Source organism: Winogradskyella ouciana (assembly GCF_965284585.1).
Lineage (GTDB): Bacteria > Bacteroidota > Bacteroidia > Flavobacteriales > Flavobacteriaceae > Winogradskyella > Winogradskyella ouciana.
On record NZ_OZ260095.1, the window covers coordinates 105,849 to 131,908 of the forward strand.

The 26,060-nt window shown below is 35.3% G+C and carries 24 protein-coding genes; 9 read left to right on the forward strand and 15 right to left on the reverse strand.

What is annotated here, in order from left to right; all coding sequences use genetic code 11:
* Nucleotides 1-35 precede the first annotated feature (35 nt).
* The 10 genes from ACQ65V_RS00490 to ACQ65V_RS00535 form a co-directional block, all read right to left on the reverse strand.
* Nucleotides 36-1,145 (reverse strand): glycosyltransferase, encoded by a 1,110-nt coding sequence (locus ACQ65V_RS00490; protein ID WP_430466470.1) that lies wholly within the window; start codon nt 1,143-1,145, stop codon nt 36-38.
* A 3-nt stretch (nt 1,146-1,148) separates the two neighbouring features.
* Nucleotides 1,149-1,850, reverse strand: coding sequence for a class I SAM-dependent methyltransferase (locus tag ACQ65V_RS00495; RefSeq protein WP_430466471.1), 702 nt, complete (start codon nt 1,848-1,850; stop codon nt 1,149-1,151).
* 1 nt (nt 1,851) lies between these two features.
* Entirely contained in the window at nt 1,852-2,601 is a 750-nt protein-coding gene (locus tag ACQ65V_RS00500) for a TylF/MycF/NovP-related O-methyltransferase (protein WP_430466472.1), read from the reverse strand.
* A 4-nt stretch (nt 2,602-2,605) separates the two neighbouring features.
* Complete coding sequence (locus tag ACQ65V_RS00505; RefSeq protein WP_430466473.1) at nt 2,606-3,871, reverse strand: ABC transporter ATP-binding protein; 1,266 nt, start codon at nt 3,869-3,871, stop codon at nt 2,606-2,608.
* Nucleotides 3,872-3,873: 2 nt separating this feature from the next.
* Nucleotides 3,874-4,740: an ABC transporter permease gene (locus tag ACQ65V_RS00510; RefSeq protein WP_430466474.1), complete on the reverse strand. Its 867-nt coding sequence runs from the start codon at nt 4,738-4,740 to the stop codon at nt 3,874-3,876.
* A 78-nt stretch (nt 4,741-4,818) separates the two neighbouring features.
* Complete coding sequence (locus ACQ65V_RS00515) at nt 4,819-5,796, reverse strand: SDR family oxidoreductase (protein WP_430466475.1); 978 nt, start codon at nt 5,794-5,796, stop codon at nt 4,819-4,821.
* Nucleotides 5,797-5,814: 18 nt separating this feature from the next.
* Entirely contained in the window at nt 5,815-7,110 is a 1,296-nt protein-coding gene (locus ACQ65V_RS00520) for a nucleotide sugar dehydrogenase (protein WP_430466476.1), read from the reverse strand.
* On the reverse strand, nt 7,107-7,697 hold the full coding sequence (locus ACQ65V_RS00525) for a sugar transferase (protein WP_430466477.1): 591 nt from the start codon (nt 7,695-7,697) through the stop codon (nt 7,107-7,109). Before ACQ65V_RS00525 ends, ACQ65V_RS00520 begins: the two co-directional genes overlap by 4 nt.
* A gap of 22 nt (nt 7,698-7,719) precedes the next feature.
* Nucleotides 7,720-10,203 carry a polysaccharide biosynthesis tyrosine autokinase gene (locus ACQ65V_RS00530; RefSeq protein WP_430466478.1) on the reverse strand — a complete coding sequence of 828 codons (2,484 nt, stop codon included), beginning with the start codon at nt 10,201-10,203 and terminating at the stop codon, nt 7,720-7,722.
* Nucleotides 10,200-11,000: a polysaccharide biosynthesis/export family protein gene (locus tag ACQ65V_RS00535; RefSeq protein WP_430466479.1), complete on the reverse strand. Its 801-nt coding sequence runs from the start codon at nt 10,998-11,000 to the stop codon at nt 10,200-10,202. Before ACQ65V_RS00535 ends, ACQ65V_RS00530 begins: the two co-directional genes overlap by 4 nt.
* A 101-nt stretch (nt 11,001-11,101) precedes the next feature.
* Here ACQ65V_RS00535 and ACQ65V_RS00540 point away from each other — a divergent pair, with 101 nt between their 5' ends.
* From ACQ65V_RS00540 to ACQ65V_RS00570, 7 genes are all read left to right on the forward strand, one after another.
* On the forward strand, nt 11,102-12,964 hold the full coding sequence (locus ACQ65V_RS00540) for an ABC-F family ATP-binding cassette domain-containing protein (protein WP_430466480.1): 1,863 nt from the start codon (nt 11,102-11,104) through the stop codon (nt 12,962-12,964).
* Nucleotides 12,965-13,118: 154 nt separating this feature from the next.
* Nucleotides 13,119-13,877 carry an O-methyltransferase gene (locus ACQ65V_RS00545; protein WP_430466481.1) on the forward strand — a complete coding sequence of 253 codons (759 nt, stop codon included), beginning with the start codon at nt 13,119-13,121 and terminating at the stop codon, nt 13,875-13,877.
* 81 nt (nt 13,878-13,958) lie between these two features.
* Nucleotides 13,959-14,648 carry an ABC transporter ATP-binding protein gene (locus ACQ65V_RS00550; protein WP_430466482.1) on the forward strand — a complete coding sequence of 230 codons (690 nt, stop codon included), beginning with the start codon at nt 13,959-13,961 and terminating at the stop codon, nt 14,646-14,648.
* 178 nt (nt 14,649-14,826) lie between these two features.
* Nucleotides 14,827-15,402, forward strand: a complete 576-nt coding sequence (locus ACQ65V_RS00555; RefSeq protein WP_412560321.1) for a cob(I)yrinic acid a,c-diamide adenosyltransferase — start codon at nt 14,827-14,829, stop codon at nt 15,400-15,402.
* Nucleotides 15,403-15,555: 153 nt separating this feature from the next.
* Nucleotides 15,556-15,777 (forward strand): DUF2795 domain-containing protein, encoded by a 222-nt coding sequence (locus ACQ65V_RS00560; RefSeq protein ID WP_008272287.1) that lies wholly within the window; start codon nt 15,556-15,558, stop codon nt 15,775-15,777.
* Between the two features lie 209 nt (nt 15,778-15,986).
* The gene (secA, locus tag ACQ65V_RS00565; protein ID WP_430466483.1) at nt 15,987-19,343 is read left to right on the forward strand and encodes a preprotein translocase subunit SecA; all 3,357 of its coding nucleotides are present in this window, start codon (nt 15,987-15,989) and stop codon (nt 19,341-19,343) included.
* Between the two features lie 188 nt (nt 19,344-19,531).
* Nucleotides 19,532-20,203 carry a hypothetical protein gene (locus tag ACQ65V_RS00570; protein WP_430466484.1) on the forward strand — a complete coding sequence of 224 codons (672 nt, stop codon included), beginning with the start codon at nt 19,532-19,534 and terminating at the stop codon, nt 20,201-20,203.
* A gap of 124 nt (nt 20,204-20,327) precedes the next feature.
* Here ACQ65V_RS00570 and ACQ65V_RS00575 read toward each other — a convergent pair whose 3' ends face one another.
* Together ACQ65V_RS00575 and ACQ65V_RS00580 are read right to left on the reverse strand one after the other, a co-directional pair.
* Nucleotides 20,328-20,750, reverse strand: a complete 423-nt coding sequence (locus ACQ65V_RS00575) for a DoxX family protein (RefSeq protein WP_430466485.1) — start codon at nt 20,748-20,750, stop codon at nt 20,328-20,330.
* Between the two features lie 161 nt (nt 20,751-20,911).
* Nucleotides 20,912-21,574, reverse strand: a complete 663-nt coding sequence (locus tag ACQ65V_RS00580) for a hypothetical protein (protein WP_430466486.1) — start codon at nt 21,572-21,574, stop codon at nt 20,912-20,914.
* A gap of 107 nt (nt 21,575-21,681) precedes the next feature.
* Between ACQ65V_RS00580 and ACQ65V_RS00585 the strand changes: the two genes are divergently transcribed.
* Entirely contained in the window at nt 21,682-22,095 is a 414-nt protein-coding gene (locus ACQ65V_RS00585) for a hypothetical protein (RefSeq protein WP_430466487.1), read from the forward strand.
* Nucleotides 22,088-22,615, forward strand: coding sequence for a YybH family protein (locus ACQ65V_RS00590; RefSeq protein WP_430466488.1), 528 nt, complete (start codon nt 22,088-22,090; stop codon nt 22,613-22,615). The genes ACQ65V_RS00585 and ACQ65V_RS00590 overlap by 8 nt, the downstream gene beginning before the upstream one ends.
* Here ACQ65V_RS00590 and ACQ65V_RS00595 read toward each other — a convergent pair.
* The 3 genes from ACQ65V_RS00595 to ACQ65V_RS00605 form a co-directional block, all read right to left on the reverse strand.
* Complete coding sequence (locus tag ACQ65V_RS00595; RefSeq protein ID WP_430466489.1) at nt 22,612-23,568, reverse strand: lipid A deacylase LpxR family protein; 957 nt, start codon at nt 23,566-23,568, stop codon at nt 22,612-22,614. The two genes, ACQ65V_RS00590 and ACQ65V_RS00595, sit on opposite strands and share 4 nt — an antisense overlap.
* A 33-nt stretch (nt 23,569-23,601) precedes the next feature.
* Complete coding sequence (locus ACQ65V_RS00600; RefSeq protein WP_430466490.1) at nt 23,602-24,306, reverse strand: peptidoglycan DD-metalloendopeptidase family protein; 705 nt, start codon at nt 24,304-24,306, stop codon at nt 23,602-23,604.
* 83 nt (nt 24,307-24,389) lie between these two features.
* Complete coding sequence (locus ACQ65V_RS00605; protein WP_430466491.1) at nt 24,390-26,003, reverse strand: hypothetical protein; 1,614 nt, start codon at nt 26,001-26,003, stop codon at nt 24,390-24,392.
* Between the last annotated feature and the right edge of the window lie 57 nt (nt 26,004-26,060).

The following is a 26,060-nucleotide window of genomic DNA, read 5'->3' on the forward strand; positions in this document are numbered from 1 at the left end:
GACAACTTTTTACTTGTCTAATTTACAATGTAGAATCAACAATCTTTGCTTACAGCTTCATTTAATGTTTTCTGCAAAGCATTTATATGCCTATCTAAACTATAGAACTGTTTAATATGTTTTTTACCATTAGAACCCATTTGCTTAGCAAATTCAATATTGCTCAACACTTTCATCATATGATCAGACATTGCAGCTACATCATGTTCATCACACAGTAGACCTGTTTCTCCATGTTTAATAACATCAATTATACCTGCATGCTTAGTAGCTATAACTGGCAAACCTGCTACACTTGCTTCTAAAACTGCTACAGGTGTGCCTTCCATATCACCACTTTTGGCAGTTATTGAGTGTTGAACAAATGCCAATGAATCTGTTAATATCTTTTTATACTCTTCTGGTTTTATAACACCCAAGAAATCAACTTGTTGTTCTAACTGATAATGCTTCACCAAATTTTCGCACATATTAAGAAGTAAACCGTCACCAGCTATTAGTAATTTAGCATCTGGGAACTTGTCCGCAATCTCTTTAAATGCCATAATGGTATAATAAGGAGCTTTTTTATCGGTGAAACGACCAATAGCAATGAATTGTTTTTTTGCAAAGGTTGGTATAACGCTTTCAAACTCTGGTTGTGCTCCATAAACGTTGTAGATAAGTTTTTTTCTAGGGCAACCAATATCTAATAACATTTGCTCCATCTTTCTAGAAACTGCAATGAGGCTTGTCGCATTTGAAAAGACTTCCTTATAATTATTACATTGACTAATAACTCCTTTTACACTAGCATCGTATCCATGAAAGTGAACTACAAATGGTATTTTACTAGATTTTAGGATGCTTATTAAGCTATAGGCATGGGTACCATATTCTATGAGTGCAACATCAATTTTATTTTGCTTTAAAGATTTTAATATTGATTTTTGGTTAACATAAGCATAGGGCGAGTTACTTAACATACGTGCCAACCTAAAACGAAACTCTAATGTTTTAGACACTAGCCTTTCTGTACCTTCTAATTTTATACTCCCAATATGTCCATAATAATAAGACACATTGCCTTTTAGATAATTTTTATGTGCCTGAATAAATGTCTCGGAATACGGATTTTTATTAGGAGAAAAGATTGCAATGTTCATAGCTTATTTTTTAACAACACCATACAGACTAGTTATCATTTGACCCTCTTTAAACTGAATTGCCTCTGGTTTATCGGACTTAATCAAATAGGCTATTAGAGGTTTGAGAATTACAGACAAAACTTGACGCTTTCTTTTAGGCATAGGACTTCGTCGCACCCATAAACCTAACATTTGCGCCATAGATGCATGCCAACCTCCAGTAGACTTGATCGTAATATCTGAAAACCCACTATTTTTTAAATGGCGCTCTAAGGAAAATGGAGTATATCGATATTCATCATTTGGCACTTCGTGCAAATTCCATAAGAAAGGAACTGTAAAAAAAAATATACCATTTGGTTTTAAAATACGGTTCACCTCCTTAAGAACTATTTCTGGTTCTGGGCAATGTTCTAATACCTCTGTCCCGAATGCACAGTCAAAACTTTCATTCTCAAATGGCATAGTAATGCCATCCCATTTATAATCAGGTTTAACATCTTTATCATAAATAATTGCAGATTCAATATCTAGACCAACATACTTAGTTACTTCAGAATTTTGTAAAATATAATTTTTATAAGGCATTTTACCACAGCCTATGTCTAGCATTTCACCGTGGAAAAAATCCATATTCATTGACAGTGCCTCTAATATGGACTTACGAACGAAGTATATATCTAGATTGCTTTTGTTTAGTTCAATGTTAGTAAAATCTTTCATTTTAAAGCTTAACCCCAACCCTTCCTGTATAGTCTATCCTATTTAATAATAGCTGAATATTATTTTTGGAAATGTACTCATCCACAGCTTTCTTACATCCTTTCCAATGACCATAATCATCAATTATTATCACACCGCCTTTCACTAATCTCGGAAATAAATGTATCATTTCGTGCATTGTTGACTCATACCAATCCGTATCTAATCTCAAAAGGGCTATTTTATCTGGAATATTTTTTGGAATTGTATCTTCAACTTTTCCCTGAATGAAATTGATTTTATCTTTTGGATAACCTATACTACTGACATTTTCTTTGACTTCCTCCAACGCAGAGAAACACTCTATACGTTTCCAATATTCATCTTTATTCAAATAAGCACTTTGAGCAGACTCATTTCTATAGGACTTATCTTCTTCAGTCGGCTCACTCATGCCCTCAAATGTATCGTATAAATAAATATTCCTGTTTTTACTTTCTAGCGCTAATAAAGCTGCCATAATACTACCTCCTTTCCAAACACCACATTCTACTATACTACCTTCAATATTATTAATATCAATATAGCTTATTGACCTAGTTAAACTAACTATTCTTTCAGGTGTAGTCATAGTGTAAGGGTTTACTCTTTCAATAATACCTAATTCTTCTTTTGTAAAATCAGAGTAGTTATTGTTATGTCCAGCTTTTTTATACTCCCTAAAATATTTATTAAAAATCTTCCTTTTTATCCTTTTTTTTATGCTTTCCATGCTATCAATTATTAAATACTTCCCATTTTACATCTTCTATATATTTACAAGCATTCTTTTGCCATTTATATTGAGACCTTGTAGTCTTCATCATTTCGACCTTAAAGTGGCAAACTGAATCCAAGAAATCAAATTTCTCTTTTGTCTTTGAATTAGAAAAATGAACCATTAATGAATAATTTCCAAAATATATTTTTGGCTCAGAATATTCAGCAATAAATGTATATTGACCTTTTTGTCTTTTTTTATCATTATCGTCATCAAAAATCCAAGAATGAGTTATAGGAATATTATATTCATCTATAATTTGAAACGACAATGCAAGATTCTCTATATTATAAGGTAGATGAATAGTAAATTTAAACTTAATAGGTTTACCAAATTCATGAACATTGTTAGGCAAACTAGTTTCAATTCTAGCATTTAAAATCTTAGGTTTATTGAGTTCACCAGAATATTGATAATATAGTTGATTACTATCGCCTTTTAGATATTCCTTTATAGCTTCATCCGTGTCCCCTTCAAAAGCGATATTACCGTTTTTCAATAATATAACTCTATTTGTTAATATTGAAATAGCATTCATATCATGACTCACAAACAACACCGTTCTCCCATCTCCTTTAGAGATATCTTGCATTTTACCAATGGCCTTTTTTTGAAACTCTGCATCACCAACGGCCAATACCTCATCTACGACCAAAATATCGGGTTCTAAAAATGCTGCAACTGCAAATGCCAAACGTACACGCATACCAGAGCTATAACGTTTTACTGGTGTGTCTATATAGCGCTCGCAACCAGAAAATTCTATAATCTCTTGTTCTTTGGCTTTTATCTCCGCCTTAGTCATACCCAAAATGGCACCATTGAGATAAATATTTTCTTTTCCTGTAAGTTCTGGATGAAAACCCGTACCCACCTCAAGCAAGGACGCTATACGTCCTTTGGTTTTTATTTCTCCTGTAGTTGGGCTGGTTACTCGAGATAATATTTTTAGCAAGGTAGATTTACCTGCACCATTCTTACCTATGATACCTAGCACTTCGCCTTGTTCTACTTCAAAATTAATATCCTTAATGGCCCAAAAATAATCGCTCTCTGCTTCCTTGCTTCTATCATTAGTGTCACCAATTTTTAAAAAAGGGTCTTCCTTGCCTCTTATTTTATAAAACCACCGTTTTAGATCATGACTCAGCGTACCTGTGCCAACAAGACCAAGTCTGTATTGTTTGCTTATATTTTCTACCTTTAAAATTACATTAGACATATCTAAACGGTATCTATAAACGATTTTTCTGTTCTATTAAAAATAACCAGACCAATTAAAAATACAATAACACTGATAAACAAGGTATATAAAAAACGGTTGAGGGTAAAATCCCCAATATCTAATAGCATGTGCCTAAAACCTTCTATAATTTGTGTTACAGGATTATATTCTACAATCTTGGCTACCAATGGTGGAAACTTGGCTTTGGCTTCAGACATTGGGTAAGGCACTGCAGAGAGATACATTAAAAGCTGTACAGCGAAATTTAATAATACCGTTATGTCTCTGTATTTGGTGGTTAAGGACGAAAAAATCATTCCCAAACCCAAACCGAACATTCCCATTATAATAACATAAACCGGAAATAACACGATGTAATTATTGATGCCAACATTGAATCCTGAAGCTTTATAATAGACAAAAAAGCCTAAAAATATCAATAACTGAATACCAAATTTTAAAAGGTTGGAAACCGTAATAGACATAGGTAAAATAACCCTTGGAAAATAGACCTTGCCAAAAATACCTTGGTTTTTGGTAAATGTATTAGACGTGTTTGTTAGGCAGTCCTTAAAATAATTCCATGCTGTAATACCTGCCAAATTGAATAAAAATGGTGGAATACCTCCAGTTTTAATATCTCCGAGATTATTAAAAACCAAAGTAAAAATTACTGATGTAAATAAAGGCTGTATAAGGTACCAAAGCGGACCGAGTATCGTCTGCTTGTAAAGCGTTACAATATCTCGTTTTACAAACAAGATCAGTAAATCTCTATAACGCCAAATCTCCTTAAAATTAAAGTCGATGAGTTTTCTCTTTGCAGAGATGGTATAAAGCCATTCACCTTCCTTATTATCTGACAATGTAGCGCGTTTTAATTAGTCACGCTAATATACTATTTATTCGGAATTTTGATCATAAAGAACAGGTGATTTCTTCTTTTAATTGAAGTGATCCCATGTAATTTTTAGGCCTTCCCTTACGGTATATTGAGGTTTATAGCCAAGAAGTTTTTCCGCTTTAGAAATGTTGGCCAAAGAATCTCTTACATCACCTTGTCTTGGTGGTCCGTATACCGCTTTTAACTCAGAGTTTGCTGCAATACGCAACGACTCCCATAGGTAATTTATCGTTATTCTTTCTCCACATGCCACATTAAACACTTCGTTTTTTGCGTCTTTGGAAGCGAAAAAGCCTTTAACGTTAGCTTGTACAACGTTATCTATAAAGGTGAAATCGCGCGTTTGCTCTCCATCACCATTGATTCTTGATGGCTCATTATCTTTTAAAGCCTGCATAAACAAAGGAATTACCGCTGCATAAGCACCATCAGGACTTTGTTTTGGCCCAAACACATTAAAGTACCTTAAGCCAATAACATCAGTATCGTAGGTTGTGCCAAAAACGTCTGCATATAATTCGTTTACGTACTTTGTTACGGCATAAGGAGATAAAGGCTTACCAATGGTATCTTCTACTTTTGGTAAAGATTTACTATCACCATAAGTTGAACTTGATGCTGCATACACCATACGTTTTACCGTTGGGCTGTCTTTAAGTGCAATCATCATATTTAAAAACCCAGAAATGTTAACTTCGTTAGTTGTTGCCGGATCGTTAATAGAACGTGGCACCGAACCTAAAGCGGCTTGATGGGAGACGTAATCTATTCCGTCCATAGCCTTTTTACAGGTGTCTAAATCTCGTATATCACCTTCTATTAATTCAAAAGCAGGGTTATCATGAAATTCAGTTAAATTCTTACGATGACCATTAGAAAAATTATCCAACACTCTTACTTTCTTAGCATTGTATTTTAAAAGGTATTCTACAAGGTTAGAGCCTATAAAGCCTCCACCTCCTGTGATTAAAAAACTTAACTCAGAAAGATCTTCTGTATGATGCGGATTTGAGTACATAATTGTAGGGGATTTGGTTTATAAACGTGCGTCAACGGTATCTCGTGGTAATAACGATTTAACATCGAAAGTCACACATTTATCAGATTTTAAGCTGTCTAAGGAAATTTCTAAAAACTCATTATGAGACACTGCTAAAATTATGGCATCATAGTCGGATTTTAAATCTGTCATTGACGATTTTAAATCTAGACTATACTCATGCTTTACTTCTTCCTTAGAAGCCCAAGGATCGTAAACATCTACATTAACATGGTAAGACTGCAATTCTTCAATGATATCTATAACTCTAGAGTTTCTAATATCAGGGCAATTTTCCTTAAACGTAATACCTAAAACCAAAGCGTTAGAGCCTTTAATTGTAGCTCCTTTTTTAATCATCATCTTAACAGTTTCGGTAGCAACGTAGCTTCCCATACTGTCGTTCATTTTTCGACCAGCTAATATGATTTCTGGATTGTAACCAGATTCTATAGCTTTTTGAGCTAAATAATAAGGATCAACTCCTATACAGTGACCACCAACCAAACCAGGTGAGAATTTTAAAAAGTTCCATTTAGTACCAGCAGCTTCTAAAACCGCTTTAGTGTCTATATCCAAAAGTCTAAAGATTTTTGATAATTCATTGACGAAAGCAATGTTAATATCGCGTTGCGAATTTTCAATCACTTTAGCCGCTTCAGCTACTTTAATAGATGGTGCTAAGTGCGTACCAGCTGTGATTACAGTTTTGTATAAATCATCTATTTTCTTAGCAATTTCTGGAGTAGAACCAGAAGTTACTTTTAAAATTTTGGTAACTGTATGATGCTTATCTCCCGGATTGATACGCTCTGGCGAATAACCTGCGTAAAAATCTTTGTTATAGACTAAACCAGACGTACTTTCCACAACTGGGATACAAATATCTTCAGTAGCTCCGGGATACACAGTAGATTCATAAATTACAATATCGCCTTTATCCATAGCTTTACCTACGGTTTCACTTGCTTTTATAAGCGGAGTAAACACAGGTTTGTTTAGAGCATCTGTTGGTGTTGGTACTGTAATGATATATACGTTTGCGACAGATAATGCTTCTAAATCATCTGTGATGTAAAGTCCTTTATTTGCGTTTAGATCTGTAGTTAAAACAGATTTGAGGTTGTCATCCTCAACTTCAAGTGTTTTGTCAACACCAGAATTTAACTCACTGATTCGCTGCTTGTTGATATCAAAACCAACGACGAAGAATTGTTTTGCAAATTCTACGGCAAGGGGCAAACCGACATAACCTAATCCTATGATTGCAATTTTGTCTTCAGAATGTGTCATTTGTTTAAAGTAGATTTTAAAATGAGCCTCAAATCTAAATAAAAACTGTAATTCTTAACGTAGTTTTTGTTGATTTTCACTTTATCTACCCAAATAATCGTTCTATTGTAGTGTTCTGGGTCTTTTTGTCGTTCTAATACACGCTCTTCGTCCTTGTATTTAATTGTAGCTTCGCCAGTTATACCAGGTTTTACCTTTAAAATTATCCGATCTTCACCTTTTAATTCATCTGCAAAACCCTGAACGTCTGGTCTTGGGCCAACGAAACTCATATCACCTTTAAGTACATTAAAAAGTTGTGGAAGTTCATCTAGTTTTGTTCTCCTAAGGTATTTTCCCAGAGCTGTAGCGCTCTTCTCCAAGTGACCCAATCTATGTTCCTCTTCTCTTAGTGTTCTAATCTTATAAATTTTAAACAACTTACCGTGTTGTCCAACCCGCAATTGTGAGAATATACCATGCCTTTTTGTATCAATTGTTGCGGCAATGGTAATAACCAAAATAGGAATAATTAAAAAAGGTAATAATAGCGAAGCTAAAATGACATCAAATGTACGTTTTACTCTTAGTTGTCCCTTAGTTATCAAAGTTGAGTGTTTAATACTATATCTATATACGTGTGATAAAGTTTCTTACTTTTTTAAAGAAAGACTGTTTATCCCTTTCGTGGTAAGCATTTCCATAAACACCATAGCCATATCCATAGCCATAGCCATAGCCATAACCATAGCCATAATTGTGATTGGTCTTATGTTTATAGAAATTAAGCACAAAACTTATATTCTTTACCTCACCCTTACGATATTTCGCATTTATAAGCGCTAACATCCCTTTTTTAGTGTAGTCTAAACGCACCATAAAGATTGTTGCATCTGCATATTGCGTGAGCTCTAAAGCATCTGTCACTAGGCCCATAGGTGGAGTATCTAGTATAATCATGTCATAATCTTTCCTCAACTGCTCTATTAACGCTTGCATTTGATTACTCATTAATAACTCTGAAGGATTTGGTGGTACAGGCCCAGATGGTATAAGGTCTAAGTTATCTATATGAGTTTTGTACACCACTTCATCAAATTCATTTTCCCCAATTAGATAGTTCACAACACCTTTATCATTAGTGATTTTAAAATCACCGAAAATTTTTGGCTTCCTTAAATCTAGACCCAGCAAGATGGTTTTTTTACCTGACAACGCATAAACAGTCGCTATATTAATTGAACAGAACGTTTTACCTTCTCCACTAACCGAAGAGGTAATCATAAGGGTCTTTCCTTCTTTTTTATCTAATTGTTTATAAAGGAATTGTAAACTAGACCTTATGGACCTAAATGACTCAGCTACAGCAGATTTAGGTTTCTCAAAAACTACGAGATTATTCTTGTACTTATACTTACCTATTAATCCCAATATCGGAATACTAGAGAGCTGCTCTATCTCATCAGAACCATGTAATGTGTTATCTAAGAGGTAAATGACAAAAATTAAGAAAAAAGGAACAAAAGATCCCATCATAAGTGCCATCATATAGTTAAGAGATTTATTTGGCCCTATGAGATGACCTCCTATATCCTTAGCTTCGTCTATAACCGTAATATCTGAAATGTTAGCCGCCTTAACTATGGCTGCTTCGCTTCGCTTTGCCATATATATATTATATGCTTCTTGGCTAATATCTAATTTTCGTTGGATTTTTAGAAATTGCTGTTGATCTTCCGGTAACTCAGACAATCTGCTTTCTAATTTTGCAATATTATTGGATATACTGGATAACTGTAATCTTATGCTCCTTTTTGTCGCTCCAATAGTCTCCAATAGAACATTTTTTTGAGAGTTAATTCTTCGATCTATATCTTTAAACAAATCAGAACCCTCTTTGGTAGTGTATTCTAGATTTTGACGTTCTGTAGCCAGTGCTATAATATTAGAAACACCGTTGAGGATATTCACTTCTGTAATTCCAAAAACTGTTGGTGCTGTAATATTGGTATAATCTGTTTTAGTATTAAGGTAATCTTCTAAACTATTAAGATAGTTTAATTTAGATTGTTCTTCTTGCTGTGCTGCACTAAACTCTCTTAACCTATCCGAAATTTGAACAATATCCTCAGTAACATCAAAGACTTTATTCTTACGCCTAAACTCATTCATCTCGTCTGTATAATCCTTCAGATCTGAGTTTACACCAGAAAGGCTACTATCTATAAATTTGATGGTATTAGTGGCATATAGGTTTTTCCTCTCTAGCTCTGTTTTACTTAATATGGCTGTTGTGGCATTGAGGTAATCTACAATTTTAGCTTTATTATTGCCTGCTAATTCCAATGTTAAAACTGGCGAACTGGTAGAATAAGGTGAAACCATCATCCCGTTTTTGTACCTATTTACTATAGCATCAAAATTTAAAAATTTTATAAAATATTCATCCCCTTTTTTAATTGAAGGAGAATTGACTACTGTAAGACTACCATTTATGTATGGCAATCTAATTTCTTCACCCATATTAAATTTTTCAGTACTTGCACCAACAGGGACATGAACCCTTGTTAAGGATTTATCGTCGTAAATCTGCCCTTGTTGTGATGCATTTTCAAACTCAGTGAAAATTTCAAACTCATTAGGACTTATAAACCTTATACCTATTGGATAGTTAAGTACCTGAGGTAAACTCTTATCAACATTAAATCTAAAAGGAACTCTTGTGTATCTATCTTCTTTTCTATACTTACCCTCAACCAGATATTCCATATAGTACTGCAAAGAATCTACGACTTTCTCGTTGTGTGTTCTTGTTTTTAATGCGGTAATGATTTTACTCATTTTACCAGAAACACCTCCCCAATTAAAAGAAATACTAGTATTAGCAGTAAAAAATGGATTTTGATCATTCTCAATAGATATTAGAGAACTTAATTTGTAGACATTTTGCTTTCTTACATTAATAAAGTATGCAATCACCATGGCTGCGCCTATGCACAATAGCACAAACTTCCATAGGTTAATTACCTTAAATAGATACCCTCTAAAATCGAATGATATATTACCAGAATCACCTTGTTCATAATCTTTGATTCTAATCTCTTCTTTACTCATAATCTAGTAAATAATAAGGCTGTTGTAGTTACTAACGTTAATACTGTTGCAATAGTACCTAATGTTTCTACAGCTGTTTTACCTGTCCCAATAGATTTTTGTTTTAACGGCTCAACATAAATAATATCATTGGGTTGTATATAATAATAAGGCGATTTCATCACCCTTACATCCGTTAAATCTAAGGTATGAATCTCTTGTCCTTGAGGATATTGCCTTATTATTTTTACAGCTTTTTTGTTTCCAGTTACAGGTATTTCGCCAACGTTCGCTATAGCCTCAAATATATTAACACGATCCTGAAACAAAACCATAGTACCAGGACTACCAACTTCGCCATTAGCTGTATAACGTAACCCTGCTAATTTTACCGTAATAAAAATGTTTGCTGTTTCTTTAAATTGATCTTCAAGAAGTTTCTTTTTAATTGATTCTTCTATTTCTTCATAGGTGTATCCCAATACATTTAAATCACCAATAGCGGGAATTCTTATATTACCATGTAGATTAACTGTGAATCCATCAAAATAAGCACGTTCTTGGCTAGAAGCATTTAAATTACTATCACCTACTGGGTTGAAAATAGTAGCGTTTTCTTGATCAAGAACTTTTATTCTAATTGTTAATATGTCATTAACCTGAACCCTATAAGGCTTTTGCACTTCATATAAATTATTAGGAATAGTATCGTTGATTGCACTTTCCTTATTTTGTAAGTAAACAGTGTCTTTGTGTGGGATACAAGATGAGACAATTATACAAGCAAGAACAATAATCAAAAGCTTAATGCTTCTCATAGGTAAATAAGATGTTTACAGACAAATATAATGTATCAACACCAATAACAAAACTATTAGGTTTCTTTTTGGTTTATTTCGTTCTTTGTAAAAAAATTAGCGTGAATTACCTCAACGTAGAAAATATATCCAAGTCATACGGAGAGCTTGTGCTCTTTAAAAATCTATCCTTTAGCATCCACAAAGATCAGAAGATTGCTTTTGTGGCAAAAAACGGTAGTGGAAAGACCTCAATATTGAATATTTTATCTGGTAAAGACACGCCAGATGAAGGACAAGTCGTTGTTAGAAAAGGACTACGATTAGCATTTTTAGACCAGGAACCAGATTTAGATCCAAAACTAACTATTGAAGAAACCATCTTTGCTTCAGATATTCCTGTTTTAAAAATTATTGAAGCTTACGAAAATGCTTTAAAAAATCCCGAAGACACAGAAGCCTACCAACTGGCTTTTGAAGCTATGGACCGAAACAACGCTTGGGAGTTTGAAACGCAATACCAACAAACCTTATCACAACTAAAATTAGACGATTTGTCTACAAAAGTGAGCACGCTTTCAGGTGGCCAAAAAAAACGATTAGCATTGGCACAATCGTTATTGAGCAAACCAGATATTCTAATTTTAGATGAGCCTACCAACCATCTTGATTTAGAAATGATCGAATGGTTAGAAGATTACTTTGCCAAAACACAACAAACCCTTTTTATGGTCACTCACGACCGTTATTTTTTAGAACGTGTTTGCAACGAAATTATAGAATTAGACCAAGGAGAGCTATACACTTACAAAGGCAATTACTCATACTATTTAGAAAAAAAAGAAGCACGAATCGAAAATGAAGCTACCGAAGTTGGTAAAGCAAAGCAGCTCTTTAAAAAGGAGCTCGACTGGATGCGTCGCCAGCCCAAAGCGCGTACCACAAAATCGAAAAGCAGAATTGATGATTTCTTCGAAATAAAATCTAAAGCGCATAAAAGGCGAAAAGACCATCAAGTGCAATTAGAAATTAACATGGAACGCCTTGGCAGCAAGATTATTGAATTCCATAATGTTTCAAAAGCCTTTAAAGACAAAAAAATACTCGATGGATTTGACTACACCTTCAAAAAAGGGGAGCGCATTGGTATTATTGGTAAAAATGGCACGGGAAAATCTACATTCTTAAATCTTCTCACGGGAAGTGTTCAAGCGGATGGCGGTAAAATCGTTCTTGGCGAAACCGTAAAAATTGGCTATTACACGCAAGGCGGAATCACAGTAAAACCAGAGCAAAAAGTCATTGATGTCATTAGAGCTTACGGAGATTACATTCCACTGGCTAAAGGTCGTCAAATTAGTGCACAACAACTTTTGGAACGTTTCTTATTCGACAGAAAAAAACAATATGATTTTGTAGAAAAACTAAGTGGTGGCGAACAAAAACGATTGTACTTATGTACGGTTTTAATTCAGAATCCAAACGTGCTGATTTTAGATGAGCCTACCAACGATTTAGATATTGTCACCCTTAACGTACTTGAGGATTTTCTAATGGACTTTCCAGGTGTACTACTTGTTGTCTCGCATGATCGTTATTTTATGGATAAAATTGTAGATCATCTTTTTGTGTTTAGAGGTGATGGTGTGGTCGATGATTTTCCAGGAAACTATTCCGATTTCAGAGCTTACGATAGCAGTCAACCAAAGCAAGCTGAAACTATTGAAACTACAGACAACACTAAAGCGATAAAACAAAACGAAGCTGCTAAATTATCTTATAACGAACAGAAAGAATACAAAAATTTAGAATCTAAAATCCGCTCATTGGAATTAGATAAAAAAGCGCTCGAAGCTAAGTTCAATAATCCTGAATTGTCTCAAGATGAGATCAACAAACTGTCAGAAGAACTTCAGGTGATCATTGACACTATTGAAGAAAAAGAACTACGTTGGTTTGAGCTTTCGGAAAAACTTGAAAATTAAAATCTCTCTAAGTCGCAAAGACGCGAAGAAAAAGACAAATGTCATTGCGAGGAACGAAGCAATCTCATAACGAAAATGACTAATTATTTAGTAATTAAACAGTTCAAAATACAGATATTAACTTTGCGTCTCTGCGCCTTTGCGAGATAAACCTATGTACCAAATAATAGCATACATAAAATTCCTTTTGAGCTCTACCAATCAACATGGAGTCCACTCCCCTTTTGTCTATAATTTCGTCACCAAATGTTTATACGGCAGAGAAAGATACACTGCATATTCGGATTTGGACAATTATAGAAATACCTTAAAACGTTCAAAAATCGAACTAGAGATAACCGATTTAGGCGAAGGCTCAAAAACTCTTGATTCTAAGAAACGAAAAGTAAGCGAAATGGTAAGAGCCTCGAGTAGCTCAAAAAAAGAAAGTAAATTACTATTCAGAGTAGCGCAATATTTTAGGTTTAAATCCATATTAGAGTTAGGCACATCCTTAGGCATGGGAACTTATGCTTTTGCATTGGCAAATCCGTCTTCAAAAATTACGACTATTGAAGGTTGTCCTAATACATTAGATTATACAAAATCACAGCTGGCAGAAAACATAACTTTCATCAATGGTGATTTTAAAACAATAATCCCTTCTTTGAAACAACAAAACTTTGATTGTATATTCTTTGACGGTCACCATAACAAAGAAGCAACCATTCACTATTTTGAATCCCTTTTACCAAAGGCACATAACGAGTCCGTTTTTATTTTTGATGACATCTACTGGTCAAAAGAAATGACAGAAGCCTGGGAATATATCAAATCTCATAAAGCAGTGACAGTCACTGTGGACTGTTTTCATTTAGGTTTTGTTTTTTTCAGAAAAGAACAAGCCAAAGAACATTTTAAAATTAGAGTGTAACAACCTCCCAACTTTAGCGTCTTATTATCTGTAAAATCCTGTATCTTGCAGGACAATTATTCAACCAACTGTTAGTTTACCATGAGCGACAACGTCATTGAGATAAGAGGTATTATTAGAGATTTTAAACTAGGACAAGAGATTGTTCATGTCCTAAAAGGCATAGATTTAGATATAAAACGTGGCGAATATGTTGCCATTATGGGACCTTCTGGTTCTGGTAAGTCAACACTTATGAATTTATTGGGCTGCTTAGACACACCAACAGCTGGTATGTACAACCTCAACGGCAAAGATGTGAGCCAAATGACTGATGATGAATTGGCAGATATTAGAAATACAGAAATCGGCTTCGTTTTTCAAACCTTCAATTTATTACCTAGAACTACAGCGTTAGATAATGTGGCTTTACCTATGGTATATGCTGGTGCTTCTAAAAAAGCAAGAGAAGAACGCGCTACAGAAGTGCTTAACGACGTAGGTCTTTCAGACCGTATGGATCACAAACCAAATCAATTGTCTGGTGGACAAAGACAACGTGTTGCCGTAGGCAGAGCATTGGTCAACAAACCTTCTATTATCCTTGCGGATGAGCCAACAGGAAACCTCGATTCTAAAACTGGTACTGAGATTATGGCACTTTTCGACCAAATCCACGCTGCTGGTAATACCGTGATTATGGTAACCCATGAGGAAGAAATCGCCGCACACGCGAAACGTGTTATTCGTTTACGAGATGGTATTATTGAAAGTGATACGTTTAATGAGTAAAAGCCCCTTGATTTAGTTTGGCTTTCCAAAAATCATTGATATTCCCCAAAGGGGAAAAAACCGAGACTTTCTCTAACTAGCTATTTCACAATATACTACTTTGCGTTTTTGCGCCTTTGCGAGAAAAACTTCAAACTTCAAACTTCCATCTTCAAGCCATATTCCTTAACTTTGAAATATGAAAGTTTATACTAAAACAGGTGACAAAGGTACAACCGCACTTTTCGGTGGAACACGTGTACCCAAGCATCATATCAGAATAGAAAGCTACGGCACTATTGATGAATTAAATTCCCATATCGGACTTATAAGAGATCAAGAGATTGACCAACTATATAAAAATACGTTGATGCACATTCAAGATCGCTTATTTACCGTTGGAGCTATCTTGGCAACAGATCCTAAAAAAGCAACCTTAAAAAGTGGTAAGGACAGACTGAACATTCCTAAAATTTCTAACGAAGATATAGAACGTCTCGAAAAAGAAATGGATCAAATGGAAGCCAGTTTACCACCTATGACCCACTTTGTACTACCTGGTGGTCATCAAACCGTGTCATTCTGTCACATAGCTCGTACGGTTTGTCGCAGAGCCGAGCGCTTGGCCTCACATCTCAATGATTTAGAGCCATTTCAACCCGAAACCTTAATGTACATCAATCGCCTTTCTGACTACCTTTTTGTATTGGCACGGAAGTTGTCACATGATTTGCAGGCAGAAGAGATTAAATGGATCCCACAAAAAGATTCGTAACGTTTTTGCCTTCAGACTGAGAATAATGCAATATTTCAGTCTGTAAAAGTTGAAGATTACACGTTCTTTTTATTAATGAATAATTAATTTAATTTTTTCTTGAATTATTCAACTAAAAAATTATTTTTGCAAAAATTAAAATTACAAACGCAAATGTATTGGACATTAGAATTAGCATCCTATTTAAGTGATGCACCTTGGCCAGCAACTAAAGACGAACTTATCGATTACGCGATTAGAACAGGTGCGCCTTTAGAGGTTGTTGAAAATTTACAAGCGATAGAAGATGAAGGAGATTCTTACGACTCTATTGAGGAAATTTGGCCAGACTATCCAACTGACGAAGATTACCTCTGGAACGAGGACGAATATTAACATATAAAATTACACAATTAAAGTCTCTTGCGTTATCTTAACTGAGAGACTTTTTTTATTTTCGAAAGTTCGAAAAATAAACCTACTTCAATTGTCCCATCGAAGCGATACGCTGAGCATGTCGAAGGGGACTTTAGGAGTGTTTTCAAAATAACAAACTAAACAACATACAGTTTGAAAATCAATCAACCTGTTACAAAACATATAAAATGGGCATACTAGATAAAGTACTAAAAGTTTTTGTTGGAGATAAATCCAAACAAGACGTTAGTGCGCTACAACCAATTGTAAACCAAGTAAAAACCTTTGAAAAAGCACTCGAAGCCTTATCGCATGATGAGCTTAGGGCAAAAACTACTGAGTTTAAAGATAAAATAGCAGAAGCTCGCAAACCACTTCTCGAAAAGCAAAATGAGTTATTGGCAAAAGCCGAAGAGACTGAGGATATTGATGAGCGTGAAGACATTTACGTAGAAGCCGACAAAATTGAAGATGACATCTACGAGGTTACCGAAGAAGTTCTCAATGATATTCTACCCGAAGCCTTTGCCGTGGTTAAAGAAACCGCAAAGCGTTTTGTACACAACACTGAAATTCCTGTAACGGCAAATGCTTTTGATAGAGAAGTTTCTGGTGCAAAAGATTATGTAACCTTAGATGGTGACAAGGCTGTTTGGGCTAATTCTTGGGATGCTGCAGGTAAGCCCATTACTTGGGACATGATCCATTACGACGTACAGTTAATTGGTGGTGTTGCTATGCACCAGGGAAAAATTGCAGAGATGCAAACTGGTGAAGGTAAAACATTGGTAGCAACGCTTCCTGTGTATCTAAATGCATTAGCTGGTAAAGGTGTTCACCTTGTAACAGTCAACGATTACTTAGCAAAACGTGATAGCGCTTGGATGGCACCAATCTTCGAATTTCATGGGTTGAGTGTAGATTGTATAGATTATCATACACCAAATTCAGATGCACGTCGCAAAGCTTATAACGCAGATATCACCTATGGTACCAATAACGAATTTGGTTTCGATTACTTACGTGATAACATGGCTCACTCGCCAGAAGATTTAGTACAACGTCCACATCATTATGCCATTGTAGATGAAATCGATTCGGTGTTGATTGATGATGCACGTACGCCATTAATTATTTCCGGACCTGTTCCTAAAGGTGATGAACACGAGTTTGATGCCCTTAAACCTAAAGTTCAGCAACTAGAGGATGTGCAACGCAAACATTTAGTCGGTGTCTTAGCCGAAGCTAAAAAATTAATTGCAGCAGGTGATACAAAAGAAGGTGGTTTTCAATTGCTTAGAGCCTTTAGAGGTATTCCAAAAAATAAAGCCTTAATAAAGTTTTTAAGTGAAGAAGGTGTAAAACAACTACTTCAAAAAACTGAAAACTTCTACATGCAAGATAACAACAGAGAGATGCCAAAGGTTGATGCAGAACTCTACTATGTTATTGACGAAAAGAACAATCAGGTGGAATTGACTGATAAAGGTGTCGAATTTCTTTCAGGAAAAGATGACCCTAATTTCTTTGTGATGCCAGAAATGGGAACCGAAATCGCCAAGATTGAGGCTAAAGGTTTATCGTCTGAAGAGGAAGCTAATCTTAAGGAAGACTTATTTAGAGACTTCGGCATTAAGTCTGAGCGTATTCATACACTCAACCAGTTATTAAAAGCCTACGCCCTTTTTGAAAAAGATGTGCAATACGTAGTCATGGATAACAAGGTTATGATTGTTGATGAGCAAACAGGTCGTATTATGGATGGTCGTCGTTATTCTGACGGATTGCACCAAGCCATTGAAGCCAAGGAAAACGTAAAAATTGAAGCAGCTACGCAAACTTTTGCAACCGTTACACTTCAGAATTACTTTAGAATGTACCGTAAACTGTCTGGTATGACAGGTACTGCTGTTACTGAAGCCGGCGAATTCTGGGAAATCTACAAATTAGATGTGGTTGAAATTCCAACCAACAGACCAATCGCTAGAGATGATAGAGAAGATTTAGTTTATAAAACCAAGCGCGAAAAATATAATGCCGTAATTGACGAAGTTGTAGAGTTATCCAATGCTGGTCGTCCAGTTTTGATAGGTACAACCAACGTTGAAATTTCTGAGCTTTTAGGTAAGATGTTGAGCATTCGTAAGATTCCGCATAACGTACTTAACGCGAAACAACACAAACGTGAAGCTGAGATTGTAGCCGAAGCTGGTAATTCTGGACAGGTAACCATTGCTACCAACATGGCTGGTCGTGGTACGGATATTAAGCTGAGTGATGAAGTTAAAGAAGCTGGAGGTTTAGCTATCGTTGGTACGGAGCGTCACGATTCACGTCGCGTCGATAGACAATTACGTGGTAGAGCTGGTCGTCAGGGAGATCCAGGAAGTTCACAATTCTATGTGTCATTAGAAGATAATCTAATGCGTTTATTTGGTAGCGAGCGTATTGCTAAGATGATGGACAGAATGGGCTTAAAAGAAGGCGAAGTGATTCAGCATGGCATGATTTCTAAATCTATAGAACGTGCACAGAAGAAAGTAGAAGAAAACCAATTTGGTGTACGTAAACGTCTTTTAGAATATGATGATGTAATGAACGCACAGCGTGAAGTTGTTTACAAACGCCGTCGCAATGCCTTGCATGGTGAACGTCTAAGAGTCGATTTGGCAAATATGATTTACGATACGTCTGAAGGTATTGCGCTTAGCAATAAAGAAGCCAACGATTATAAAAACTTTGAGTTTGAATTGATCCGTTACTTTTCAATGCCATCACCTATTTCAGAAACTGAATTTTCTAATATGGATGCCATGAAAATTGCAGGTGTCATTTATAAAGAAGCCTTTAAGCACTATCGTGAAAAAATGCAACGTGCGGCTGACTTAGCTTACCCTGTAATTGAAAATGTTTATAATACACAGCGTGACCGTTTTAAACGTATCGTAGTACCATTTACAGATGGTGTTAAAAATCTACAAGTTGTTACTGATTTAGAAAAGGCCTATGAGTCTAAAGGAAAGCAATTGATTAATGATTTTGAAAAGAACATTACACTTGCCATCGTAGATGACGCTTGGAAAACGCACTTGCGTAAAATGGACGAATTAAAACAATCGGTACAGCTAGCAGTACACGAGCAAAAAGATCCATTATTGATTTATAAGTTTGAGTCTTTTGAGTTATTTAAAGCGATGATAGACCAAGTGAATAAAGATGTAATTTCGTTCTTATTTAAAGGTGAAATTCCACAAGAAACAGCGAATAACATTCAAGAAGCAAAACGCAGAAAGCAAGAGAAGTTAGAAACGCAAAAAGATGAAATCCCTAATATGGATGAGCGTGCTGCACAAAGCAGATCTGCTGGCGAAAGTGCTTCGCGTCAACCGCAAGTTGTGGAGACCATTGTAAGAGAGCAACCAAAGATTGGTCGTAATGACAGAGTAACGATCAAACATGTAATGAGTGGTGAAAGCAAAGTGGTAAAATACAAACAAGCCATTCCGTTGATTGATAAAGGAGAATGGGTTTTGGTGAATGATTGACTTTAGCCTGTCATTCCTGCGAAGGCAGGAATCTCATAAATAGAATCTAAAAATCCTGATGATACCATCAGGATTTTTTGCTTTCCGTCATTACGAAAGACGTGAAACAATCTGTGAATAATATGTATTGTAATAAATAAAAGTGCATAGATTTTAGTAACTTTAAAAATCACATATACATACAGAAGATGAAACATATCATTACAGCACTTGTTTTTGCAGGAATTTTATTGTCTTGTAATTCATCAGACAAAACGAAAACGACTATAGAAGAAACTGCTGCAACAGAAACTACAGCAGAAAATGTACCAGACGAAACCAATAAGAATTTAAAACCTATAGATTCTGATGCTGCCTTAATAGCAACAGCATTAATGGCTGCTCCTGAAGCAAGCAGAGCCGACTGCAAAGTTATTGGCTATAATAAGGCAGGTGAATTTGTCACCTTAAAAGAAGGGAACAATGAATTTATCGTACTTGCAGATGACCCTAAAAAAGATGGGTTTAGTGCTGCGTGTTATCATAAAGACCTAGAACCCTTTATGGCAAGAGGAAGAGCCTTAAAAGCAGAAGGAAAGAAACACCAAGAAATCTTTGATATACGAGAAGAAGAAGTAAAATCAGGTAAACTTAAAATACCTACAGGTGCCACCTTACACATCTACTATGGCAAAAACACACTCTATGACCCTGAAACGGCAAAAGTAGATGACGCACGACTCCGTTATGTGGTTTATATGCCTTATGCAACGGCTGAATCTACAGGTTTACCAGAAGCGCCTGCGGCTTCTAACCATCCTTGGATTATGAATCCAGGAACACATAGAGCGCATATTATGATTTCACCTTTGCCAGAATAAAAAATTCAAATACTCTTTATTAAATCTTGAGATAAATTTTTTATTACCAAAGAAAGCTTACAAGAATATTGGATACAATGGAAAAATAAAGTGACTCAGTCAGAGTGTAAATAATCAACTAAAACTACTGCTGCATCTTTAAATACTTGTCTACCGAATGTTTACCTGAACCGTAAAACAAGAAGAAAATACAAACAATTAACACAGAAGTTGCAAGTATAAAATTTCTAACATCCATTTCTCCAATAAAATTTATCAGCACAGCTCCAATGAGTATTGGTAATTGAGCCACTATAGCCCAACGAGTTAACAAACCAAATACAATTAAAAAGCCACCGACAAAATGTGCTGGTGCTATGTAGTGAACAATCCACACATCTCCAATTAACGGTTTTATTGGCTCATAAAGCTTCAACAATAAAGGAAGATTAGACATAAAATAAACTCCTTGGTAAAATAGAAGAATACCCAAGGCAATTCTTAACAAATCAATAGGATAATAAGAGTGTGCATTAGCCCATTTATTGAGTGATTTTATATAGCCCATAGTTCAACTGATATTGATTTCACTTCTTTAAAGTTACTTAATTTTCTTGAGAAATGGAATGAAATCTTTACAAAAGTGTCTGAATATCAAGAACTAAATTACAGAAAATTACTTCTTCCATCCTTTCGGAAAACCTGAATTAAGTAAAAGCCTACAATTATTTATGTAATAGTGACACCTACATTTTTAGAATAAATAGCCATAGCCTCTTTTGGCACATCTTGAAAAATGAGACTACGTTTAAAGAACAGCCATTTTTCAGTTCTAAGCACGTAAGGTGAAAATCCAGAGCGATGAATACCCTTTAATGATGGAATGTTATCTACACCAACAAAAGTAATGACATACCTCCTACCCGCTTTCTTTTCCATATCCAATATTCTGGTTATTGCTGCTGGCATTATTCCGTTTCTTCGCATTGAAGGAATAGTAAAGCCACCTTCTAACAACATTTCATTTTCCTTAAGTACAGGAAATGACGGCCCCCAAAATTCCTTTACAGCATCCTTATGATCTGCACCTATAAGCCATTGTCTAAAGCAAGGTTTATCATCAGTAGTTATTGCTACATAGCAATTCGGGATGTTCTTTTCTATCAATCCATCGTTTTGTAAATCCTTTGCAAAATACTTACTGTCATCAGCTTTATATAAGCGAATATTAATATCTATTTGAGCTTCTGGTGTTTCAAAAGGAATATTTAAATCACGTTTTAACCCATAGGCTTCCGTTTTAGAAAAGACACGCTTAGAGACGCCTTTAATCATAAAGCTGATTTCTCCCTTTTTAATGAGATTAAGAATTCGAAGCACTATGTTTTTCATATTAAAGTAGACCTAAACGGCCATAAAAATAGACTTTAAAAAATAAGGGCACTGAAAGCAGTGAAACTTTTTTAGTATCTTGAAACCACTAACTAATCTTCCTTAATATGAAAAATGTTTTAGCAACCATTGTAGGTTTTATTGTAGCCTCTGTCACAGTTTATATCATAGAATCTATTATTGGACACAATATGTTTCCTCTACCAGAGGGTGCAGATCCTATGAATATGGAGTGGTTAAAAAACAATATGGATCAAATCCCAACGGGATCTAAAGTACTTGTAGTTATCGCTCATTTTTTTGGACCAATTGCAGGAATGTTTGTAGCTGCTAAAATCTCTAAAACAAGCATGATTCCTTCCTATATCGTTGGTGGATTAATGATAGTTGCGACGCTTTTCAACATCATAATGCTTCCAAAAGAACTGTGGTTTACCTTAGCCGATGGCATATTGGTAATTCTTGGTTTCTTAATTGGAAAATCTTTAGCTAAAAAACAAATCCCTTCAAGTCATGATTAAAAAAACAATTATTCCCATAGTCGTTCTGGTATTTAGCATGACTTCTATTTGTGCTCAGAATTTAGACAACCTCAAAGCTATAAACGCCGTTTGGGGAAAATTCTACAAAGCCTTCGAAACACTAGATTATACCTTGATGGCAGACATCCATGCTGAGGATTTGGTACGTGTTTCTGGTGGTAAGCGTATTTTAGATTACGAGACTTACATTACTAATTACAAAACTAACTTTGAACGTAGTAAAGCAACTGGCCAGACCAGTAACATTTCCCTACGTTTTTTTGAACGCATCAATAACGACTCCACAGCAAGTGAACGCGGTATTTATAAGTTAACCAGAAATAAAGGTACCGAAAACGAACAGAGTTATTATGGTCAGTTTCATGTGCTGTTTAAGAAAATTGATGGTGAATGGAAAATAACCTTAGACTATGATTCTTCTGAAGGTGGTACTATTGGCGAAGATGACTTTAACAAAGCCTTTGCTATTGATGATTTTGAAAAATTTACAACGGATTAAAACGTAAATCCAATCCTGATGCCTCCCCATTTTGCTGAGGAACCGGTTTTAAATTCTCGCGTGATGACACTTCGGGTATATTCAAAATACAAGGTTCTGGTTTTTATAACCAATCCATAATTGTATTGTGCTATAAAGCGTTCTAAGTTATCAGTTGAAATGGTGTAAGGACTTTTATCATTAAACACTCCACCTTGAAGCGTTGCATCATAGCCAATAACGCTAACCATTGGTTGAGCATATAAATAAACCTGAAAATTTCTGTTCTCTTCTACATTTTCAAAAGGTGAATTTATAATTCCTATTGTGGTATTGAATCCAATTGAAGCATTAGTGAACAGTGTGCCCAACTGCAATGACCCATTAGCATTAAAGGCCAATAGATTCTTATAGCTAAAGAGGTGTTTTTCAAAATCAATTCTGTAATTGAGAATAAGATCATTTTTAATCTGATTGTCCCATCCACCTGGAATTTTATTTCCAGTGGCTTTATGTATGCCAACTTGCATCTCCTTACCAAAAGCACCTGGACCAATAAGACCCAAACTTAAGGATTGTGATAGTCTAAATTTCTTTTCAATGTTTGTGTCTATCTTAAAGTTTTTCAGCATTATAGCAGATGCAAAAGGCCTATCTCCAAACTGAATTTCTTCACTCACGTAGTCATTTGGTGTAAACCCAATATGCTCTATGGCCAAACCAAATTTTGTATTTGCGCTACTAGGTTTAAAGAATAGTGTATTGACAGGATTCTTTTCTAGGCTTTGTAAAACCACTTCGAAGCTATAGCCTTGGGTATAGTTTTCGTCCGTGGCTGCAAAATAATCGTTGTCATAGTGAAATCTAAAATAGCTTTCGCTTTCTATAGCTTTATAAGAAACCGTATTGTCTATCTTTTGAGCAAATAGAATTGTGGAACACAAAAAGAAGAAAAGAATTGATGTTATTCTCATACTAACACATACGAGAATGTATATGCTATGGTTTCAAATTAGATCTAAAAGCAAATTAGGATCAGGACAGTTCTTTTTATAAAATGCCACATCTAATTGATTACTCACACCAGGATAATCACCTTTGAAACCTTGGATTTCCTTTATAATCTGAAAATGTAAATGTGGAGGATAATCTCCATTGACTTCGGCAGTTCCTAAAGTTGCCAATTGCTGGCCTTGCTTCACTTCTGCTCCAACCTGTAAATCTTTAATTGACTCTAAACTTAAATGCCCATAAAGTGTGAAGAATTTTTCGTCTTCAATATGATGCTTCAAAACTATAGTTGGTCCATAATCACCATAATTGGTGTTGTTTTTAAAACTATGAATGACACCATTCAATGGAGCATAAATTGGCGATTCAGCTTCTATCCAAAGATCCATACCTAAGTGAATATTGCGTTCTTGCTCCGGATTTTCTTGATTAAAATAATCACTACGCTGATAGATGCCTCGTTGTTCTAAGTAACCACCAAATGCCGCCTTAGCATTACGTTTCGCTATATGGTTCCAAACAAAAACTTCTAATTCTTTTGAGGATGACATATTTACATCTGCTAAGTCAGGATTTTTGACAGACAAATCCAAAGGTGTATAATCTTCTTTAGTTATTGAAGTACCGAGTAAAGGATAAGGTTGAAGTGAAGTTAATAAGGTATCTAAAGTAGAAAGCGGCATAAAAAATAAAATTTCCATAAAAATACGATTCTATTTTAATGGAAAAGATTTAACAGGCTCAGCCTAACATAAAAATTCGGTCACTGAGCGAAGTCGAAGTGCTAATTTATAATAACATTGCTGAATTTTGCATTAACGCTAATGTTTCTGCTAGAACTTTGACCTTCAGGATAATTTCTAATCGTTTTTTGCGACGTTGCTTTATTGTTCAATTTAGAGCGACTCCCTTTAAAGTACAAACTGTAATCCACATTCTTTGGTAAGTTTACCAACGCATCGGTATTTTCTAGCACCAAATTTAGATTCTTAAATGTCTCTGCTAGGTTAGATATGGTTAAATCACCAAAACTACCATCAATAATCCCAGTATCTGTAAGGCGTTCTATATTAATGTTAGAAGACTTAGAATTCAATACTAAATCCTTTGCATTTTTAATCTGTGCCTTATCCACATAGTTGAGATTAAGTGTTCCTAAATTCCAGGTGTTGATGACAACTGGCGAGTAAGATACATTGATGGAAGTCTCGCTTCCATCAATGTTATCTGCTACTAAAAATGCATGTGATATATCTCCACTAAGGTTATAAATAACCGAAGATAATTTTAATTCGCCATGCCTAATATTGGTCTTTAATTTTGCCTTTTTAGGGATTTTTATTTTAATCACTTTTTTAACCTTGCTATTACTACCAGATTCTAGACGTCTCACCAAAATGGACTCTCTTTTATCTCTCATTTCTTTATGGCGTTTTTCCATTTCGGCAGCACGTTCTGCAACAGATTCTGCACGCTCTGCATAACGTTCTGCTAAACGAGCTTCGCGCTCTGCCATTCGTTCTTGACGCTCTGCCATGGCCTCACCACGTTTTTCCATCTCCTTTGCGTATTTTTCACCAAACTTCTCTCCCCAAGCTTCCATTTTTTCTGCCCATTCTTTTCCAAATTTTTCACCAAACTCTTCACCCCATTTTTCCATATCCTTAGCATATTCTTTACCAAATTTCTCTCCCCATTCTTCCATGTCCTTTGCCCATTGGCCTTCAAAACGTTTGCCGTATTCTTCACCCCATTTTGCCATCTTTTCTTGGTAACCAGATTCCGCAAATCGCTTTGCCCATTCTTCCATGCTTTTCTGTAATTCCTTACCACCTTCTTTTTCATACTTTTTGCTCCACTCTGCCAAGTACTTTTCACCTTCTTCTTGATATCTCTCGTAATCAAAAGATATTGACTTTACACCTTCTGGTAATTCAGGGAGCTCAGGCATTTCTGGCATTTCTGGCATCTCGGGCATTTCTGGTAGCTTAGCCATTTTTGGCATTAAAGGCATTCTTGGCATTTCTGGCATCTCTGCCAACTCAAATTCCAAATCTCTCAATAGTACAGCATAATCCTCTTCGCCAAATAAGCCTACAGCTCTTCCTGCACTAGATGAAATGATAACCCTATCGTTAGACCCTTCTACTTTAAGGTTCCATGCTTCTAGAGCACGCTCTAACTCTTCTTCTGAAAGTTTGTCGCTTTCTATATAGGCTTCTACCTCAACAATGTCCCTGTTCCATGTGTCGATTTCTATTTCAACATAACTTGTGTTAAGGTCAATTACAACATCTTTGTTTACCTTAATGGATTGCGATGTTTTGCTTAACTTTTTTTGTGCATAACCAAATGAGGTTAAGAGACACAATACTAAAATTTTAATTGTTTTGATCATTTGTTTTGATTTTTAGAAATACCCTGTCTATTGGGTAAATTCTGTTCGTTTTTTGAT